Origin of the sequence: Planktothrix agardhii (assembly GCF_904830935.1) — a bacterium.
Taxonomy (GTDB): domain Bacteria; phylum Cyanobacteriota; class Cyanobacteriia; order Cyanobacteriales; family Microcoleaceae; genus Planktothrix; species Planktothrix agardhii.
Genome location: NZ_LR882956.1, coordinates 24,119 through 40,219, shown reverse-complemented (window position 1 = coordinate 40,219; position 16,101 = coordinate 24,119). Strand labels below are relative to the sequence as shown.

Annotated in this window: 16 protein-coding genes; 14 read left to right on the top strand and 2 right to left on the bottom strand. The window is 40.6% G+C overall.

Going from position 1 to position 16,101, the window contains the following annotated elements; genetic code table 11:
• The first annotated feature begins 259 nt into the window (after positions 1 to 259).
• The 5 genes from NMG88_RS22270 (at position 260) to NMG88_RS22250 (ending at position 6,031) form a co-directional block, all read left to right on the top strand.
• Positions 260 to 3,670 carry a hypothetical protein gene (locus tag NMG88_RS22270; RefSeq protein ID WP_254035899.1) on the top strand — a complete coding sequence of 1,137 codons (3,411 nt, stop codon included), beginning with the start codon at positions 260 to 262 and terminating at the stop codon, positions 3,668 to 3,670.
• A gap of 61 nt (positions 3,671 to 3,731) precedes the next feature.
• Complete coding sequence (locus NMG88_RS22265; RefSeq protein WP_254035898.1) at positions 3,732 to 4,400, top strand: tyrosine-type recombinase/integrase; 669 nt, start codon at positions 3,732 to 3,734, stop codon at positions 4,398 to 4,400.
• 197 nt (positions 4,401 to 4,597) lie between these two features.
• Positions 4,598 to 4,774, top strand: coding sequence for a hypothetical protein (locus NMG88_RS22260; protein WP_227398366.1), 177 nt, complete (start codon positions 4,598 to 4,600; stop codon positions 4,772 to 4,774).
• Positions 4,775 to 4,806: 32 nt separating this feature from the next.
• Positions 4,807 to 5,172, top strand: a complete 366-nt coding sequence (locus NMG88_RS22255; protein ID WP_042158703.1) for a hypothetical protein — start codon at positions 4,807 to 4,809, stop codon at positions 5,170 to 5,172.
• A 187-nt stretch (positions 5,173 to 5,359) separates the two neighbouring features.
• A complete protein-coding gene (locus NMG88_RS22250; protein ID WP_042158705.1) occupies positions 5,360 to 6,031 on the top strand; it encodes a hypothetical protein in 672 nt (223 codons plus the stop codon).
• Positions 6,032 to 6,186: 155 nt separating this feature from the next.
• Here the strand turns inward: NMG88_RS22250 and NMG88_RS22245 are convergent, their stop codons facing one another.
• Together NMG88_RS22245 and NMG88_RS22240 are read right to left on the bottom strand one after the other, a co-directional pair.
• Positions 6,187 to 6,756, bottom strand: coding sequence for a hypothetical protein (locus NMG88_RS22245; RefSeq protein WP_042158707.1), 570 nt, complete (start codon positions 6,754 to 6,756; stop codon positions 6,187 to 6,189).
• Between the two features lie 81 nt (positions 6,757 to 6,837).
• The gene (locus tag NMG88_RS22240) at positions 6,838 to 7,107 is read right to left on the bottom strand and encodes a hypothetical protein (protein ID WP_144018203.1); all 270 of its coding nucleotides are present in this window, start codon (positions 7,105 to 7,107) and stop codon (positions 6,838 to 6,840) included.
• A gap of 274 nt (positions 7,108 to 7,381) precedes the next feature.
• On the opposite strand from NMG88_RS22240, the gene NMG88_RS22235 reads away from it, so the two are divergent.
• The 9 genes from NMG88_RS22235 (at position 7,382) to NMG88_RS22195 (ending at position 15,961) form a co-directional block, all read left to right on the top strand.
• On the top strand, positions 7,382 to 7,849 hold the full coding sequence (locus NMG88_RS22235; RefSeq protein WP_158442925.1) for a hypothetical protein: 468 nt from the start codon (positions 7,382 to 7,384) through the stop codon (positions 7,847 to 7,849).
• Positions 7,770 to 8,552: a hypothetical protein gene (locus NMG88_RS22230; protein ID WP_227373526.1), complete on the top strand. Its 783-nt coding sequence runs from the start codon at positions 7,770 to 7,772 to the stop codon at positions 8,550 to 8,552. The genes NMG88_RS22235 and NMG88_RS22230 overlap by 80 nt, the downstream gene beginning before the upstream one ends.
• 172 nt (positions 8,553 to 8,724) lie before the next feature.
• Positions 8,725 to 8,931, top strand: a complete 207-nt coding sequence (locus tag NMG88_RS22225; protein WP_235758617.1) for a hypothetical protein — start codon at positions 8,725 to 8,727, stop codon at positions 8,929 to 8,931.
• 3 nt (positions 8,932 to 8,934) lie between these two features.
• Positions 8,935 to 9,468: a hypothetical protein gene (locus NMG88_RS22220; RefSeq protein ID WP_254035875.1), complete on the top strand. Its 534-nt coding sequence runs from the start codon at positions 8,935 to 8,937 to the stop codon at positions 9,466 to 9,468.
• Complete coding sequence (locus NMG88_RS22215; protein WP_235758613.1) at positions 9,468 to 9,740, top strand: hypothetical protein; 273 nt, start codon at positions 9,468 to 9,470, stop codon at positions 9,738 to 9,740. The genes NMG88_RS22220 and NMG88_RS22215 overlap by 1 nt, the downstream gene beginning before the upstream one ends.
• Complete coding sequence (locus NMG88_RS22210; RefSeq protein ID WP_254035897.1) at positions 9,728 to 11,176, top strand: hypothetical protein; 1,449 nt, start codon at positions 9,728 to 9,730, stop codon at positions 11,174 to 11,176. Before NMG88_RS22215 ends, NMG88_RS22210 begins: the two co-directional genes overlap by 13 nt.
• A gap of 109 nt (positions 11,177 to 11,285) precedes the next feature.
• Positions 11,286 to 11,756 (top strand): hypothetical protein, encoded by a 471-nt coding sequence (locus NMG88_RS22205; protein ID WP_235759228.1) that lies wholly within the window; start codon positions 11,286 to 11,288, stop codon positions 11,754 to 11,756.
• A gap of 726 nt (positions 11,757 to 12,482) precedes the next feature.
• Positions 12,483 to 12,746 carry a hypothetical protein gene (locus tag NMG88_RS22200; protein ID WP_254035896.1) on the top strand — a complete coding sequence of 88 codons (264 nt, stop codon included), beginning with the start codon at positions 12,483 to 12,485 and terminating at the stop codon, positions 12,744 to 12,746.
• 38 nt (positions 12,747 to 12,784) lie between these two features.
• Positions 12,785 to 15,961 carry a DUF3987 domain-containing protein gene (locus tag NMG88_RS22195; RefSeq protein ID WP_254035895.1) on the top strand — a complete coding sequence of 1,059 codons (3,177 nt, stop codon included), beginning with the start codon at positions 12,785 to 12,787 and terminating at the stop codon, positions 15,959 to 15,961.
• Positions 15,962 to 16,101: the final 140 nt, after the last annotated feature.

The following is a 16,101-nucleotide window of genomic DNA, read 5'->3' as shown; positions in this document are numbered from 1 at the left end:
GTATAGCACACAATCTACAGAATGCACAACAGATCAATGTAGATTATTCTCCCGCCCCGGCGACTCAAGGGGGTGCGGCATGATTACCACCGACACCGCATTAAAAGGAAAGGCAATCGCCTCAAGCAAGCGTAACCCATGCCCAATCTGTGAAAAAACGCACGGTTGCAAAATTTCAGACAATTTAATAATGTGCCTACGGGGTGATAGCAATTGGAGCATACCCGGATGGAAATATCTCAAACCTCTCAGGGGAGGTATGGGGGGATTATTTGGGGCCGATTCAGGGGAGCGTCAAGAGTACCGACCCGAACCTAAAGCCGCCAAACCTTCAAACATTACCCCGTTGACAGATGAACAATTAAATAATGAAGCCAGAAAAATTCTCAAGCAATTGGGACTTACTGCCAAACATCGGGAGCAGTTGCGCGGCCGCGGCTTAACCGATGCTCAAATTGATTCAATCGGGTTTAAGTCGGTTGACCGCTATCAAGAATTTAATTTAATTCCTATTAATCCTAATTTTCCAGGGATGGGAGACAAGGGAACTCTAGCCAATAGCGGATCAGGAATTCTGATTCCTATTTGGAATATCAAAGGATTAATCATTGGGTTTCAGCTTGCTAGGGATGATCGGAATCCTAAATATCAATGGCTTTGGGGAAGTAGCGATCGCCGCGTGTCCGGTGAACTACCATTACAGTTTTTAAAATTAAATAGTTCCCCGGATTTAAACATTATAGAGGGAACACAAAAACCCTTACCCGCAGCGCATTTACACAATATTAATGTGTTGGGTGCAGGGGGTGTGAATTGGCATGGCTCCCCCAATGAACTCGCTGCAATTATTAATAGTGGCTTGTTCAGTCGCTATATCCTAAACCCCGACGCAGGATCTAAAGCTAATCATCATGTGATGGGGGGATATCGAGCTTTATATCTATTCCTTAAAAAGCTCGAAATTAGCCTTTATATAAGAGATTGGGGACAAGGTGATAGACCAAAATCAGATAAAGTTGATGTTGATGAGATTACCACAGAAACCTTTAACAATGCTCGGATTATCTCTTATATAGAATGGGATAATCAGGTTATTGATAAGGGAGAATTGAGTGAGGAACAATGGTTTAATCGCTTTAAATTACCGGAATTACAAAACGATTTAGCACGGATTGTTAAACGTTTTTACAGTCGGGTAAACCAGAAAAATAAACCTGTTACACCCGAACAAAACCCCGAACCAAAACCCGTAATAATCCCAGAACAAAAAATAGAATGTAGCGCGATTGTACTATGGAAACCACAGCCTTTAATCTCAATAACCTACACCCCCGGACAATTGCCAACGATTGACGAATGGCAACAGATGGGATGCCCTAAAATCATTTTTAATAATGGGGAAAGGTTGGCTTGCTATGGTGAAGCGTGCGAGAAGGGTTTTAAATTTACTTTAGACACAACTGCAACGGGTCACGGAAAATCGTTTGATTCTGGGTTAGCTACACTTGAAACCTTTGCAATTGACCCCGATGACAAGGAGAATAAAGCCAGAATATTCTATCTATCCCCTGACCATAGAAACCCTACCAATGCGACTGTAGAAGCCAATTATGTTGACCTTGAAGCAAGGCACAATGGATTAAATTACGACACTGACCGCACTACTGCTTTAGGAAAATCTCACGTTATCCGAGCTAAAAATCAAAATCCTGATATCCCCTCGAATTGTCCAGAAAACCAAACATTCTTAACAGTTGCAGAAATGGGATTATCTGCTTTTGGTGGTAAAGATTCTCCTATCTGTCAATCGTGTCCATTACTTAATCAAGGTTGTTTATTTTTGGAAAACAGACGGTACACATTAACTAATGAAAGGTTGATTCGTGCCGATATTAATTCAATCCATCCATCCTCAGATGACATTTTAATTCTTGATGACCTATCTATCGAAAACACTCATCAAATAACTGTTGAGATTAATGATGTCTTGATGATGGTTGGTAAACTTCAGTTAAGGGCTGATCATCGTCTTTTTAAGATATTAAGACCTATCCTAGTTGAGATTTACAAAGGATTATTGGCAGTTACAACAGAAAAACATAAATACGGAATCAGCCATCAGGAAGTGATGAAATTAATGCCTTCTGATGACGAAATAAATCAATTAATTTGGGAGCACTATTCTGATGATTGGTTAGCTTGTGACAATGTTTGGGGTACACCAATCTATCATTATGAGATGATTGATGGGGAGCCTACTGCTACTAAGGTAATCGGTGAAGATTTTATCGCTCCTTCATTAAACGATCTAAAAAATGAATGCTATAAAATCCTTGAGAATTACGCTAAATTTATCAACGGATTACAGACACCTGAAGAAAAACAGCAAGCAATTAAAGATAATATAATTCCGTCTTGGTTGCCTAGTTTAATTGATTGCTTAATCGGAAATAAACGGATTAATTTAAGGATTGATAACGGTAAATTAATCATCACTAAATTATCAAAACGTCATCGGAACATTATTAAAGGTGCAGGATTTTCAATCGCTTTAGATGCCACAAAATCTAAGCAGGATTACGCTCTATCTTTAGGGATTAGTCCAGATGAAATCCTAGAGGTATCCGAGGTTAAGCAAGCCACTTCTAACCTAACTATTCACATTATTAAAGGAATGGGTCAGGGGGGGAAACAACGTAGGGATGGTAAACAGGACAAATACAATGTTGCGATTAATGCGATCGCGCAGCGTCACCCAGGGCAAAACATCGGGGTAATTGACCATAAAAGCGCAATAGATAGCTACCAGGACTTAGGGCACAAATTAGGTTATTGGTATCGGGACACTCGCGGATCTAATCAATTCCTAGATACTCAAGCCATGATTAGCATTGGTCGCCCGTGCCCAAACTTAGGACAAGTCGCCGCAGAATACCAAACTTTAACGGGTTATTCCCCTACACCGGATAAACGCACGGGACGTTACGGGGGATGGGTCAATCGGAAAATCAAAGCCGAATTAATTCAAGATGTGGGACGGCTCCGAGCGCATCTCAGACCCGATGAACAGTTGCACAGCTATTTAGTCGCTGACTTCGATGATGACACCATCAGCGCCCTTAGACTCGCCTACCCAACTGCAACAGTAATCATCGAGGATATTTACGATATAGCACCCGGCGCGGCTTCAAAAGGTGTCCAAACCGAGCGGGGGATTATTGAGGCTTTATGGTCATCGGTTAAGTCCGGTGTAGTCGCAACCATTGACGATATCGCTGAACAATTAGGAATCACTAAGGGGGGGGTAAGTAAAAACCTCAAAGACCGATTAGGGATAGGTTTCAGGGAGGTAAAAAAAAGTTTACTTTTGTTATATAGGGCTATTAATAACAAAAGTAAACTTTCTGAACTCGATTCGGATGCGCTCTACATCGCGTTGGAATACCTACCTAATGTCGTCCGAGACTTTGAAAATGGTCAAATCACGCCTGCCGATGTAGTGGTTGAGGTTGTAAATACCGCTAAAGCCTACGGACATCGGCAATTTAGTCAAATTTTATCCGTAACGCCTATCCCAATACTTTGTAAGTTATTGGGCGCTGTTCTAACTTTCTTACCGTTGAAGATCAGACAGGAGTTGATTGGTTTACCCGATAAGTTGATTTTTTAATCCCACTTGCAAAGGCACTACCCACGCCCTAACAATCCTGTTAACGGGTATGGGTGCTTATATGAAAGTAAACAGACACGGGAAAGCCAAAATACTCAGCCATGATGAAATCCAGATCCTATTTAATGAAGGTTTGCACAACCTCAGAGATCGGGTAATTTTTGCTGTCTGTTTGTTTACGGCGGCAAGGATTAATGAAGCTTGCACCCTTCACACCTTGGATGTTTACGACAGGAGAGGCAACGTTAGAGTTGAGTTAACCTTTCGGAAGTCCAACACCAAGGGAAAACTAGCGACCCGAACCATCCCAGTGATTGATGAGTTGAGGGGGTATTTAGAAAAGTACAGACCAGAAGCGGGTAGAAAATGGTTGTTTCCCGGTGGTGTGTTCCGAGACAACCCAGCCACTCATTTGAACCCTCGTTCTGCCAGTCGGGTTCTTAAAAAAGCTTTTGACCGGGTTGAGATTGATGGGGCTAGTACCCATTCAATGCGTCGCACCGCTTTAACCTTGATGAGTAATGCTGGTATCCCACTCCGAACCATTCAGGAAGTCTCAGGGCATCGCAACCTTGAGCAACTACAGCAATATCTGGAAATTCAACCCGAACAGGTTAGAGGGGCTGTTTCCATCCTTTCTCTGCTTTCCCCTATTGACGATACCCCTGTGAATATACTCTTATTTCCCGACACACCCACCCCGAAAAACCTTGATATTCCACAGGTTTAGGAAAATCAGTCTTTCGGGTAAAGCCGAAATACACGCCAAATAGGATACGCTGTAAAGTCTAAGGTTTATGTGGGGGCTAGAATCCCTGTATTTTTGCATCAACGGTTATCTGAGTATATTGAGATAGATGATAGGGTTGCTCATTAGTATGGGCTGACTGATGAAGATATGAAGATTATTAGGGGGGAGTAAAAGTCATGGTAGAAACCGTTTTTTCCGTTATGATCAAAGGAATAATTCTTACCTATACAGTATTGCTTTTTCCGTTAATTCAAAAATTTTTAGAAACTCAAGTTTCACAGTATCACAATAAACAGAAGCAACAAGAAGAACGCATAAAAGAATTAGGGATAACATTGCTTTTATTAAAATAGGAAAAAATAAAGATGCCGTACTCTTACAATATATGGATCAGATAAATTTAGCTTTTGCTCATAGTAAAGGAGGCGGAGTAAGTTTCATAATTCAGTTGAGTATTGCCCAAGATATCTGGCTAAAAGAAGAACAAAGGTTAATGACTTACCGAGAATTTTGTGAAATGTTATTGAATGATAAAATTCAAGAGTGGTGGTACAGTTTAATTGATTTTTTTATTGAAGCAGGAAAGAAGAATGAAATAAAAATTAAGCGACTTCAGCTAGCTATTAATGCGATTGAGAATTTAGCTAATTTTCTCGATAAAAATATTGGTCAAGGGGATTCTATTGATATTGTTAAAAAATTTGTTGTAGAGGATATGATAACAAGAGATGATAAGGATGGCGAGACTTAGACACTTATGCCCCTACCAGACTACATAGACAACTTCCAACACAAGCTCGAAATAGGGTAAAGCCGAGATACCCTAACAATAGGGAACGCTGTAACGATTTAACAGATAAAACAACAATTAGCTAAATATTTAATGTTATTGATTGAGTAACCTGAATTAGCCCAAACACAAACCGTCAAAAAATATTATGTTACGAGAAGAAGCACAATGGTTAGGTAAAATGATTAATTCTCTTGATGAAAAAACCGTTTTTCCTCTTTTAAATCTTGGGAGTTCTAGCAAAAATTTTCGAGAAAAAGAACAACCTTGGATAGATCAATATTTATTCAGATATCCTAGAGAAAAGGGTAATTTGGTGATCCACGCTGATCTAAAACAAGACTGCGGCGTTGATTTAGTAGGAGACTTAAATGATCTCGTTTTTTTGGAAAAAATTGCAGAAATGAAAATCAAATCGGTTCTTTGTTCTAATTTATTGGAACACATTTTAAATCAAGAGGAAATTTGTCATAAGATTAGCTCTATTATTCCCATTAATGGCTATTTATTTGTGACAGTTCCATATAAATTCCCTTTACATTTAGACCCTATTGATACTCTATTTCGTCCTAATATTAATCAATTGTGTCAACTTTTTCCTGAATTGGAAATGGTTCACGGCGAAATTATTGAAGGTGGCAAGTTAATTCAGTGTACATCTGTACCACCTTTTCTCTATTTAATAGTAATGATGCTTCGACTATTGTTACCAATTTATCAGCCGCTACGATGGCTTAATTCCCTGCGTTATAGTTTATGGTTATTTAGAGATATTTCGGTTACTTGTATTGTTTTAAAAAAAACTCACGCTCAAAAATGATCCTAAATTGTATTACCATAGGCCAAATGCTTGAATTAGATTAATTTTGTTCATCCGAATGAGAAAAACCTAAAGATTTTCCTAAGTTGGAATTTTTCCAAAAATCTTGTCGCTGAGAATGCGTCATCACTTTTGTTGTACCTGCTCTAACCTGATTAGAGGTTAAGCTGGGTTGGGACTCCCCATTCATTTTCTTGTCTGTAACAGAAGGCTTTTGCTTCTTTCTTAGAAAATTTGAACGCATATCCATCTTCTCCCGGAGCGATAGTTGTCGGCCCCAAACACTGCATTTGGATTACATCTCTATAGTAGTTGATAGCATCTTCCAATGACACTAACACAATCAGTGTGTCGGTTCCTGAGCAACACTGCAATCCCACCTGTACAGCGTACCAGATTAACCATTTGCCTATGGGTACAATCAAACGTTCTGAGAGTTGTCCTCTACTGGCTGGGTTAGTCTCCAGATGTTCTATCTCCAGAAATTCTGGGGAGGTAGAATCAGAATAAGGATAAACACCATATCGAACTAATCCCCAAAGCTGTTTATCGTAAATTAGTTTGATGATGTTTTGACAATCAAAGTCCGTTGCTTGCCACAACAATAGCCAGTTAAATGTCCAGTCCGTCGGCATATCTTCCTCTGTTGCTGGAGTTAGTAAAGCTGTTTGTTGAGTCCCAGTTTGCGCCAGAACGGATACCTGAAATGATTTAACGGGTGTCATCACTCACATTTATTTAAACAGAAAATCATGATTTTTATTCGTTGAAATTGGCAGTAATTGGCAGTTAAGAGTCCCGCTTCATTAGTCATCAATATTAAAATAATTCTTTAATTTATCAGATTCAATATTATTTAATTTTTTCCCAGTTAAAACTTTTCTGATAATCACCTGAATGTCCTCCGGCGGTGATATTTTTGCATTTTCATCATCATCATCATGTTCCCCCACAGACTCAAGCCCCTGACGGATGAAATACCTGATCTGCTGACTGAGACTCCTTTCATATCTAGCGCATACCCTGTCTAACGGCCCTCGCAACCCTTCTATATCAATTGTGATCCGTTCAACCATATTTTTACCCCGTATCAGCATCAAATCTCATTATATCAGCACTTAGAGACTCATAAGATATTCTAATATAAACAAAATGATTCATTCTGTTTAATTTTGATGTATTATTGATTCTATAGCGCCCTAGAACATCCCCTCGCAGAACCCTAGATAGGACTCAGAAGATACCCAAAGGAAGCTATTACCTCCCCTGAGAGGCTTTACCACCTTCTCCCAACCCTGAACCTTGAAAACTAAACAGCCTAGCCACATCCTCAAAATCAGAGGCTCAACTGTGGAAAGCACGATAAACCATATTTATCAACAGAAAACAATGATTATTGAACCTGAAATCATCCCAGAAGGGAGGCGGGTTAAGTTGTTCAAACTAGATGAACGCAAGGCAACCTATACACCCGTTGGGAAACTAGCAAAACAGCTTAAACGCAAGCCACAAACTCTAAGAGAATGGATTAAATTATTGTTGATTTATTCTCCCGATATGTTCCAACATTATCGACCTAAGAAGGCTTACAACCCCTATATAGTAGAGTGGCTAACCCGAATCAACTCTTATGATTTATCGGAACCTGCCAGCGCACCTAGACCGGAAATCATAGAAGATTACGTTAAGTTAAACGCAACACTTTACACCTTCAAAACATTCACCGAGGAACTGCAAAATGAATACGAAACAGAAGTCCGAGCCAACGCTGCAAAAAGTACAGTTTTTGATTCTGAAAAACTTGTCAAAATCGCTTAATGTTTCTGAATCAGAAATCTTAATTGCTATAAAACAGATGGACTATGATATTAACGATATTCATGAGTCTTGGGAACCTGCGATCGCAAACCACCTAACCGGAACCGCGCCCCAAAAGTTAAACGGAACATCCCCAAAATCCGAAACACCGGAATCATTCAGCATTGAGGACTCAGACTTTGTGGACTGGGATGAAATTGAGGATGAATTAGGAGAAACCGCCTTAGCACTTGTTCAGGAGTTGGGACTAGAACGAGAAGCTGTGACCCGTAGTGATTTTGCAGCGCTCAAGGAACTCGCTCTCAGTAACCCTGTGGCAGAAGACATGGTGAACCATATTGGGGCCGTTGGGGGTTTATCCGGTGGCTTGATTGATGAATATATCCGACAACAACGAGACAATGCTCAAGCCCTTGCAGATGCCGGAAATATCGAGTTTGCAAAAACTTTATTACAGGGTCAAATCGAGGGAATTAATCAAGTTGTAGGGTTGCAAAATTTGTTAGCGGGTGACTTCCAAAACTTAATTCACCAACGGATTGAGGAACTAGGAAAACGGGGAAAGGAACGCCCAAACGAACTGATAAAGGACTTGGGAAAAAAGGCAACTGTCCAACGGCAATCAAGCGAGAAAACAACAACAGTACGGCACAAAACCCTGGATTTAGTCGGACTGAAATCGAAAGCCTCCAACAGCAAATAAACCAATTAAAAGAGACGGTCATCCTGCTAGAAAGCCGTCTCTCCAATCAATCCACCCATTACGAAGGATTAATTATGAAAGCAATTTTAACACGACTCAAGGGTGTTCTGAGACAACTTGAGGGCATATCACCCAATCACTACGATGTTCAAAGTATGGAATGTTTAGGGTTGTGTATATAAAACTAAACCTACCCCAAACCCTTAACTGTATTTTACTTGGCACTGCCTTGGGTGCTATTTGTGGGGTGTTTCTATCAATTTTTGAACCGGAAATATCCCAAACTAAAATGGCACGATATGGGGCATTAATCGGACTAATCACTTCTACTGCATCGGTATCAATGGTATTAATTCTTGACCGTAATAACAGAGGTTAAATAATGGGAATATTTGATGCTATTGGTAAAATTTTTGGCGGTGGTAAAAATGATTCTACCATTGACCCAAAAATAGCGGTTAAGGGTGATATCAGTCCTATCCCACAAAACCTAATCACCCCCGATTATAGACCTCAGAACGGGGTTTATATTGGCACTTCTGCCGACATTTTAAGAGAGTGGGAATCAAGGGGATGGATGATTTCTAAAGATGATTTAGACAAGCTCAAAGCCATGCACAAAACCCTTGAAGGTTACGAAAAAATCAGCAAGGAATATGGCAAGGAATTAGGAGCTTTTAGCCGCACAGAAGCCAAATTAGTCGGGACTGTAACTAAAACTATTCCCAAGGTTGCCGGGGGGAATTTTGCCCAATATGCAGCTAATCAACGGCTTAATTCAGATATGGACAAGATAGCTGTTGAGTATCAGAAAAACATCGCTTTAAGACAAGCAGAAGCCCAACAACTGCAACAACAACTAGAACAACAAAAAGCACGAATACAAGAGCGTAAGGAACGCTTGAGAGGTGGCTAATGAGTCGATTTAGTCTCTACTTTGGGACAGGTTTATTAAGTATTGGAGTTTGGCAATTTCTTACCTTGATAACTCGCTCTGTTCCTAACTTTACCTGGCTATATTGGTCAGGTTTTTTTATTATCATTGTCGGGTCAATTATTGCCTGTACCGCAGTTGCTAGACAGGTTTATTCGGGACAGTTTGCAACGTCATCGCCAACATGGTTAACCGTAATCGTAATTATTTTAATTAGTTCCTTTCTGGGGGTGATTTGGGGATGGGGTTTTTAGCGTGGCTAGAGGATCATGAATCGGCAGTTAGTTCCCTGATTTGTTGCGGGGGTGGTGTTGTAGCCCTGAGTTGGTCAGTTGTAAACCCCGGCATTAATCCCAGTCGGTTTTATGCTTCAGGTTGTGCGGGTTTGTTTGGGGTGGGGGCGATCGCCACTGCAATTAAAGGATTAAAGGAGGAGGAAAGGTCAATTATCCGACGGGACACTCAAGAGGAAATATTTGGACTTTATCAAGCGGCGGAAATCCAAACTGTTCAAAATGTTCTGTTTCCCCCTTCTCCCATGCCAACACCGCCGGGGGTAATGAACACCTACTATCAGATGGCATTTAACCAGTTACCCAGTGAACTCGATTTCTACAACTGGGATGGACTTGCTGATGAGGCATCGGGAATCTTGGTTGGGGGTAACTCCGGTTCAGCTAAAACAAGTTTAGGAGCCGGGTTTATTGTTGGCAAACTTACGGCCGTTACCCCTGCGGAAGTGATTGTACTTGACATTCACCAACGAAAAAATATCATCTGGAAACAGATGAATTTCCCCCGTGTCGAGTCCGATGTTGAGGTAATTTATCAAGTTCTCTGCTGGTTAATTGACGAGGTAGAGCGCCGAAAGCAAGAGGATGGACACCCTCTGATTGTCTGCCTTGACGAAATCAACGATACTCTGAGCGAATTGGAACAACTGGATACCATTAGCCCCTTGCCTGGTAAACAAAAACGCAGAAATACTTTTATTTATGCCATCCGTAAACTCAGCAACGCCCGTAAATTTGACATCTGTTTAATAGGCTTCATGCAGTCCCACAACACAGAAGCCATAGGCATTGACGGGAAGTTTAGGAATAACTTTCTATTGGTGCTCTGTGGTGCTTCTGCTAGGGGAGAAATTCAGAATGTTTGGAAGCACGACACTCCAGGGTTTCAGTACATCAAAAATGCAGCTTACCCGGTTGTAATTAGCGGTTCAAACCCTCTCCAGATAGCAGAACATCCCACCCATAAGCACCATGTTCAATACAAGAAAAAAGGTAATGCTCCCGCTAATTTAATTCAGCCTAGATTCCTTGATAAATCATCAATTCCGGTCTTTGAATCAGTGGAACAATCAGAAGACTTTGATGAGGATTATCAACCCCGTCAACCTTCAAAACCTGAACCACATTTACCCCGCTTTAATTTTGAGAAAGCACCCTTAGACCCTGAGTATCCCAATCTATCTATAGAACAAACCAAAATAGTTCGATGGGTCATCAAGCAAGGGGGGAAGGTTAAGTTAAACGAGATGTTAAAAGGCTTAACAATTACCTGTGATGGTGAGAGATGGACTAAGCAAAACTATCTCAATGCTTGCCGTTTCATTGCTGACAAAAATTATTTGTTGATAACAACCGAGGGGGAAACAATTTGGTTAGAAGCTCCCACCCCGTCGTAACGTCGTAACCCCGTCGTAACCCGTCGTAAAGGGTAACATAGGAAGCTTCTACAACGTTACGACACCTACGACACTACGACACTTTTATTAACACTAACCCGGTGATAATATGCAAACAATTAATATTACTCCGACAGCTTCAATACTGGATGAGAATAAACCGCCTAAATTGATACTTCTAAAAGGGATGGCGATCGCTACCATCACCGTTAGCTTGATTGGGGGAATTATTCATGTAGTTAATAGTCGTCAAACTATCACAAAAACTGACCCAAAGGAACAGCCTAAACCCGATATTAGTAATCAGAAATTAATAACACCTACCCAACCATCGGAACAGCCCAAAGTTGTTGTGAAAAAACCAGAGAAGCCTATTGTTATTGAGGAAGGATCGGAGGCTTGGTTTTGCATTAAGAATAACGGCGGCTCCGGTTGTCTTGACCGTGATAGGTTTGCTCCTAACTATAAGGTTGTTTCACCACCTCTACGGGTCAAAACTTATGAGGATTATCTAGTCCAGTATGGGGTTAGGGGTGAAGGATATTGTGGGAGGTATTTTAATGGGGAGCCGAATTGTTGAGGGGTTAGGGCTAAATTTAGGGAATAAACACAAAAAGAGGGCATAGTAAACTAAATATAGTGAAAAATAAGAATTTTGTCAATCCCTATCACTAAATATGGAATTGCTATAGAATAATTAAACAGCCTCACCCAAAGCGAAGTACCTTTTTTCTTGAGGTTGAATTACAGTAAATAATTACTTGATTTGATTTTTTGTTGGGGAAAAACCTCAAAGAATCACTGACTTATGATGCTAGACTTCTAGCGCTGTAAGGGATAAAAGAGATCCTATGCTATTCTATTATTAGTTTTAGTTTTAGGCTTAGGGGAAGTTCTAGTTCTCCTTATCCCTACTCCAGAAACAAAAAACCCGCCTGGAAAGCGGGTGTCAAGAAAATTCAGTTTGGGCAGTTACGCCCCTATTAACAATGAATCATACAAGTTTTTCGACTAAATGTCGATGGGTTTTCCTATCCATCAATCATCAATTGGTTTTATGGCTCAAGAACCATTTCACTATCATAGAGAATTTACAGGATGTAAACCGGCCAACTGTAGATTCTAATAAGAGCCAGCAACTCCTTACGATTCAAGGGGGTGCGGCGTGAATACCAAGAATAAGAAGCGCAAACCTGGTAACAAAAGGCGTAGCAGCACTAGGAACACTAAGAACGAGGGAATAACTACAATTTATTTCCTGATAGTTCCTTACGCCTGTGGTTTAAGGATTGCAGAAAATATAGGAGTGCTTGAATCCTATAGAAATAGAATCCCAGCCCCTATCGCGGAGCTAGATTCTGAAGATGAGAATTTCTGGTTGTGGATTCTGACCGAAAATATTCCGGTAACTCAAACCACGACTTCAGGTCGCGTCAACCATTTATTACATAGTGGTGTGGCTGCTGCTGTCGCTGGGGAAATTCCAACTAATTATTTTAAAGCTCAAGGGTTCAGGCAAACCCTTGAGCTTTTTGTCGGTCGAAAATTTTTGCCAAAAGGAAAACTATGAATCACCAAAATCCTCCTTCCAACTCCTCCAATAATAACATGAAAACCCAACATTTAATTGAAGCACTCAATAAATTACCCGACAACTTGGCATTAACTCCGGTATCCAACAAAGCCCCAAAAATCAAGAATTGGCAGAAAGGGGTTAGCCGTGAAACCACAATCAAGGAAATCGAATCTGGTAGAGCCAACGGAATCGGATTAATCACCGGAATATTAAGCGGTTATGTTCTAGCTATTGATTGCGACGGCCCCACAGCCCACGAATTAGCAGAAAAATTGGGGGGATTGCCCTATACCGTTTCCTTTACATCTGGAAAGGAAGGGCGCGCCCAATATCTCTATTCAATTCCTAAGCTGTATCGGGAAACATTAAAAAATTTCACTCGAAAAGTTCTGGAAACGGGAACCAAGGAACAATTAGAACTCCGATACAACAGTATGCAATCCGTTCTACCACCCTCTGTTCATCCCGAAACCGGAGGATATATCTGGATTAATTCAACAGAAGATACACCCATTGCAGAATGCCCAATTTGGGTGATTGAACAAATTTTAAATAATGAAAATAAACCATCACCAAAACCTGATCAACTACCGATTAATTTTAATCAATTAAATCAATTAATTGAACATATCCCATTAATCCAATTGATCTCTGTTGGATATCGAGCAAATATAAGATCCGGATTGGGTTTTGAATGTGGACGTGACGATACAGGATTCAAAATTGCTTGCGATTTAATCGCAGCCGAAGAATGGGCAAAATCAAATAATATTAATTATTCTGATTCTGCTAAAGATTTATTCTTGGAATATTGCAACAATTGTGACTCCAAAGATTTCACCCCAAAAGACCATGAACGTATCTGGAAAAGTGCGAGTAATAGCAATCCCACTCCTTGCTTAAGTAGCGACAAATTAGAAAATTGCTATACAGCATGGTTGAACAAACAGGGTAAGAAATCATCAATAAACACCTCAAAAACCAACTATCAAACATCAGGAGATGCAGCGTTAAAACCTGAACAGCAATCAAATGTAATTCCCTTCCGCGTGCAACAACCCCAATTAAATATTGAGGGTATTGAGGATGAACTAAGGCATTTATTGGAACAAAACCTATCTAAGTCCAAACAGCAATTAAAAATCAATGAATTGGCTACAAAGGCTAATGTTCAACCGAGAGAATTACAGGAAATTTATAATAAAATCCAACAGGAGCAGGAGCAGGAACTAGATAATGATTCAATCAAACCCGAGCTTGATGAATTATTGGAGAATCAAAATCAATCCCTTGATACTTCCAAATATTTACCAGGGAACTTAAACAAAATTTCTGATTTTGCGACTCGCTTATGTTTACGGCCTGAGTTGGGGCTAACAATTTTCTATACAACAATTAGTTCACTACTAAAAGTTGGGTCAAAAATCCGCTTGTCCGATTACACGGATTTTGATCAACCAATGGGATTATATAGCGCGATTGTTGCCGAACCTTCCCAGAGGAAATCACCGTTAATAAATGCGATCGCAACCAAACCGCTCCGAGAACTCCAAAAAAAAGCCAAGGATGAATTCAAGGAGCAAATGAAGCAATATGAGCTTGACATGAAGGATTTTGAGCATGATGATTCCCTACCCGAGCCAATAAAGCCAACAATGAGACGCTATTACATTAACGGCGGTTCGGGGGCTGGGATGAGAGATTTAATCAATGCCCAATCAAAAAATAGTTGGGGGATGACAATTTTATCGGATGAACTGTCGGGTCATTTTAAATCCCAGAAAAAATCGTATAACGTTGGACAAACAGAGGATCTACTTTCTTACTACGACGGCTTTGGGAAAATTGATGCCCTAAAGGGCGGTCTAGCTTCTGATTTTGAGGAGTGCTTAGTTTCTATCCTAGGGGGGATTCAACCCAAAGTTATTCGGGAATTTAACGACGGTTCCGACGATAACGGCAATCATTCACGATTCAATTTTATCAACCAACCTACCCAACCTTTTATCATTCCCGATGACCCTCAAGCGAGTCTGGATTTACTTCCCCTGATTACTAGCCTCTATGAGAAAGTATCAGAACTTCCCCAATTGAACTTGAGATTATCCCCTGACGCCCAAAAGCAATTCCACGATCTTAATAATAAATGCGAGAATTACCGCGTCAAAGCAAAAAGCCAAGCCCTAGCAGCATTATGGGGAAAAATGCCCGGCAAAATAGGACGTTTTGCAGCGCTGATCCATGTTGTAGAGCGGGTAGCTTCTGGCCAAGAAATTACACCCATTGTGGAGAGGGGGACTTTAAACAAGGCTGCCAAACTAGCTAAATTTTACTTTAAGGAATCCCAGAGCCTATATGCAGGTTGTGGGGACGAGTTAGCTCCCCAACTGGTTAAGATTTTGAATTTTGCCCAACGGCGCGGCGCGGAAATAACAGCCCGTGAGGTCAAGCAATCAGATAGAAGTTTTGGTAAACCCGATGAAATTCGATCCATGTTCACCCAATTAGTAAGCATGGGTTATGGTTCAGTTGTTGGCTCCGGTTGCCGACTCAAATATAATTTTTCCGAAAAAATCCCAAGTGTAGACAACTGTAGACAATCTGTAGACAAAACTGTAGACAGTGAAACTACTATGAATAATGGATTACAGCCAATTGTAGACATTGTAGACAAAAAACAAAAAAAATTAGAGCGTACTAACAAACTGGATACTGTTCCTTGGGATGACCCGCAAGATGGAGTAAGTAAACCGACTGTAGACAAACCAGAAAAAACTGTAGATGTGGAAAATTTGTCTACAATGTCTACAGTTTCCCAAAACTGCGACACCGTAACAGTTCCATTGTCTACAGTTTTGTCTACAGATTGTCTACAGTTGTCTACAGATTTTGATTCACTCAAGCCGGGGGACGTTCTGATTGATTGTGAAACAAAGCAACCGCACCAACTAACCCAAATCACTAAAGGAATGTGGCTGGCTCATTCAGGGGAAAGGATATCGAGAAATGATCTCAGAGAAGAAAAATTCATCCCCGCGACTGCCGACAAGATCCAATCCCTGATGGAAATAACGATTGTTCATCGGAACAAAAGTAACGCCGACTTCCTTTTAACGCAGGCTTCTGAGCAACTTAAGGGATTAATTTCACTTGCCTTAACCCGAAATAGTCAACTGGAACAAATCAAAGATTATCAAAGCTGGCCGTAAACAAAAACACAGGAAATAATTAACACCTATTTCCCTCACTTCAACCAACAATACCAAGCAAATTAAATCTATCTAGGGGGATTTATTCAGGGGGGATTCAGGCGAGATCGCACCCCCCTAGAGACATATTGCGTCATATT

What these genes read in the sequence shown, in the direction of transcription:
- NMG88_RS22270 (WP_254035899.1), top strand. Translation starts at nt 260, where the DNA reads ATGGGGGGATTATTTGGGGCCGATTCAGGGGAGCGTCAAGAGTACCGA.
- NMG88_RS22265 (WP_254035898.1), top strand. Translation starts at nt 3,732, where the DNA reads ATGAAAGTAAACAGACACGGGAAAGCCAAAATACTCAGCCATGATGAA.
- NMG88_RS22260 (WP_227398366.1), top strand. Translation starts at nt 4,598, where the DNA reads ATGGTAGAAACCGTTTTTTCCGTTATGATCAAAGGAATAATTCTTACC.
- NMG88_RS22255 (WP_042158703.1), top strand. Translation starts at nt 4,807, where the DNA reads ATGGATCAGATAAATTTAGCTTTTGCTCATAGTAAAGGAGGCGGAGTA.
- NMG88_RS22250 (WP_042158705.1), top strand. Translation starts at nt 5,360, where the DNA reads ATGTTACGAGAAGAAGCACAATGGTTAGGTAAAATGATTAATTCTCTT.
- NMG88_RS22245 (WP_042158707.1), bottom strand. Translation starts at nt 6,756, where the DNA reads ATGACACCCGTTAAATCATTTCAGGTATCCGTTCTGGCGCAAACTGGG.
- NMG88_RS22240 (WP_144018203.1), bottom strand. Translation starts at nt 7,107, where the DNA reads ATGGTTGAACGGATCACAATTGATATAGAAGGGTTGCGAGGGCCGTTA.
- NMG88_RS22230 (WP_227373526.1), top strand. Translation starts at nt 7,770, where the DNA reads ATGAATACGAAACAGAAGTCCGAGCCAACGCTGCAAAAAGTACAGTTT.
- NMG88_RS22220 (WP_254035875.1), top strand. Translation starts at nt 8,935, where the DNA reads ATGGGAATATTTGATGCTATTGGTAAAATTTTTGGCGGTGGTAAAAAT.
- NMG88_RS22215 (WP_235758613.1), top strand. Translation starts at nt 9,468, where the DNA reads ATGAGTCGATTTAGTCTCTACTTTGGGACAGGTTTATTAAGTATTGGA.
- NMG88_RS22210 (WP_254035897.1), top strand. Translation starts at nt 9,728, where the DNA reads ATGGGGTTTTTAGCGTGGCTAGAGGATCATGAATCGGCAGTTAGTTCC.
- NMG88_RS22205 (WP_235759228.1), top strand. Translation starts at nt 11,286, where the DNA reads ATGCAAACAATTAATATTACTCCGACAGCTTCAATACTGGATGAGAAT.
- NMG88_RS22195 (WP_254035895.1), top strand. Translation starts at nt 12,785, where the DNA reads ATGAAAACCCAACATTTAATTGAAGCACTCAATAAATTACCCGACAAC.